This is a genomic window from Ottowia thiooxydans DSM 14619 (assembly GCF_000422885.1).
GTDB classification, from domain to species: Bacteria; Pseudomonadota; Gammaproteobacteria; order Burkholderiales; family Burkholderiaceae_C; genus Ottowia; species Ottowia thiooxydans.
The window spans coordinates 1-2635 of record NZ_AUGX01000080.1; the positions used below are offsets into that span (position 1 = coordinate 1).

The window sequence follows — 2635 nt, forward strand, 5'->3', positions numbered from 1 at the left end:
GGATGGCCGGCCCCTTGACCTGCGCTCCTCGGCACGGCCTTAAGGGGTGGGATACCCGCTCGGGCCATTGCTTCGCTCGGCCTTCGAATGGCTAGTCTTTCCCTAACGGGAAAGATAAATTCAAGGCTTTGACAGAACAGCTCTAGCAACACGTTCACGATCCGCACAGGTTCATATATTCATTTCAGCATGAAAAATCAGCGCGTTATCAGAGTTCTTGGGTAGGGAGTAAGGGCCAGAAGGCCGCGGAGCAGGCCATGCGAGAAACGCCATGGACGGACCTGCGCCGGCCATCAGCGTTGTCCCCCTGGGGGGAAGGCACCGAAGGTGACTCAGGGGGGGGCCAACCTTTTGGCCAACTCCGCGGCCATGCCGGTGTAGGTGCCAGGTGTGAGCGCTAGCAGGCGCTCTTTCTCTGCAGCAGGGATCTCGAGCGAGCGGATCAGCTCGTGCAGCGCTTCGCGCGTCACTGTCTGCCCGCGCGTCACTTCCTTGAGCTTCTCATAAGCGCCCGCCACACCGAAGCGGCGCATCACGGTCTGAATAGGCTCAGCCAGCACTTCCCATGAGGCATCCAGATCGGCCGCCAGAGCAGCTTCGTTCAACTCCAGCTTGTTAAGGCCGGTCAGCAGAGATTGGTAGGCCAGCACCGCATAGCCCAACGCCACGCCCATATTGCGCAGCACCGTGGAATCGGTCAAATCACGCTGCCAACGGCTGATGGGCAATTTTTCGCTCAAATGGCGCAGCAACGCGTTGGCCAAGCCAAAGTTGCCTTCTGCATTCTCGAAATCGATGGGGTTGACCTTGTGCGGCATGGTGGAAGAGCCGATCTCGCCGTCCTTCAACTTCTGCTTGAAATAACCCAGCGAGATGTAACCCCAGATATCGCGCGACAAGTCGATGCTGATGGTGTTGGCACGCGCCAAGGCGTCGAACAGCTCGGCCATGTAGTCATGCGGTTCAATCTGGATGCTGTAGGGCTGGAAAGTGAGTCCCAAGCCAAATGCACCTGTGGGGCTGGCACCCTGCTCACCGAGTTCAGGCGCTTCCACCACTCGGCGGGCGAAGGCTTCCCAGTTGAAATCTGGCCAGGCAGACAGGTGGGCGTTGTAATTGCCCACGGCACCATTCATCTTGGCCCGCAGGGGCACGACGGCAATTTTTTCTCGTGCAGCTTGGAGGCGCACGACCACATTGGCCAGCTCCTTGCCGACCGTGGTGGGGCTCGCGGTTTGTCCGTGCGTACGGCTCAACATGGGCACTTCGGCATGCGCGAGTGCCAAGGTCGTCAGCCGGGCCACCACGGTGTCGATCACCGGCAGGAGTACTTGGTCGCGCCCGCCCTTCAGTTGCAGGGCGTGGCTGGTGTTGTTGATGTCTTCGCTGGTACAGGCGAAGTGCACAAATTCGCCGGCCGCTTGCAGTTCCGCGTGGCCTTCGAGTTTGGACTTGATCCAGTATTCGACGGCCTTCACGTCGTGGTTGGTGACCTTCTCGATAGCCTTGATGGCCTGGGCATCCGCTTCACTGAAGTCATTCATCAAGCCCGCCAGATAAGCGCGCGCGGCGGCTGTCAGAGGCTTGAACTCGGCAAAACCTGCATCGGAAAGTGCCACAAACCAGGTCAGCTCGACCTGCACGCGACGGTGCATATAACCCAGCTCGCTCATCAGCGGGCGCAGAGTGGCGAGCTTGGCGGCGTAGCGGCCGTCCAGGGGCGAAAGTGCGGAAAGAGGGGTAAGGTCCATGTGCAAATTGTATGTAGACGGCGGACCTCAGGGTCTGTTGAGGCTTAAATCACCCTCGCGTGGTGCACTGGCCAGCCGCAATTGAGGCGCAAACCGCAGCCGGGTTGGCTCACCCGGCGCAGGGGAGAATTAAGCTCCAACACACCCTACAATGAACTGCGGCCAAATTGCCGCGATTTCAGCGGAACTTCCCCATGTCCATGCGATTGATTGGCTCTGAAACCAGCCCCTATGTGCGCAAGGTGCGTGTCGTCCTGGCTGAGAAAAAGCTGGATTACAAGTTCATCTCCGAAAACGTATGGGCTGAAGACACCACCATCGCCGCCGCCAACCCCCTTGGCAAGGTGCCCTGCCTGATCATGGACGGCGCTGACGCGGTGTTTGACTCACGTGTGATCGTGGAATATCTCGACACGCTATCGCCCGTGGGCAAGCTCATTCCACCGCCTGGCCGGCAACGGGTGGAAGTCAAGACCTGGGAAGCGCTGGCGGATGGGCTGATTGATGCGGCCATTCTTGCGCGGCTCGAAGCCACCTGGGTGGGCCGGGCGGAAAGCGAACGCAGCCAAGCCTGGATTGCGCGGCAGATGAACAAAGTCGACGATGCCCTGAGTGCCATGGGGCGTGGGCTGGGCGAAAAGCCTTGGTGCTCTGAAGGCATTCATCTTGGTTTGGCGGACATTGCGGTGGGTTGCGCGCTGAGTTATCTGGACTTTCGTTTTCCGGAAGTGAAGTGGCGGGAGCGGCATGGCAATTTGGCGCAATTGCTTGATTCCAAGTTGATGCAACGGCCTAGTTTCATAGATACCAAGCCAACTTGAGGCTGGGGGTTTTAACTCCCTCTCCCCCTGGGAGAGGGTTGGGGCGGCCGGCTGCGGCGTGAG

At 59.5% G+C, this 2635-nt stretch carries 2 protein-coding genes; one reads left to right on the forward strand and one right to left on the reverse strand.

Annotated features, from left to right (window positions below; translation table 11 throughout):
* Window positions 1-332: 332 nt before the first annotated feature.
* The gene (gene purB / locus G518_RS0126315; RefSeq protein WP_028605030.1) at window positions 333-1751 is read right to left on the reverse strand and encodes an adenylosuccinate lyase; all 1419 of its coding nucleotides are present in this window, start codon (window positions 1749-1751) and stop codon (window positions 333-335) included.
* A 200-nt stretch (window positions 1752-1951) separates the two neighbouring features.
* Here purB and G518_RS0126320 point away from each other — a divergent pair, with 200 nt between their 5' ends.
* Window positions 1952-2572 (forward strand): glutathione S-transferase N-terminal domain-containing protein, encoded by a 621-nt coding sequence (locus G518_RS0126320; RefSeq protein ID WP_028605031.1) that lies wholly within the window; start codon window positions 1952-1954, stop codon window positions 2570-2572.
* Window positions 2573-2635: the final 63 nt, after the last annotated feature.

What these genes read in the sequence shown, in the direction of transcription:
- G518_RS0126320 (WP_028605031.1), top strand. Translation starts at nt 1,952, where the DNA reads ATGCGATTGATTGGCTCTGAAACCAGCCCCTATGTGCGCAAGGTGCGT.
- purB (WP_028605030.1), bottom strand. Translation starts at nt 1,751, where the DNA reads ATGGACCTTACCCCTCTTTCCGCACTTTCGCCCCTGGACGGCCGCTAC.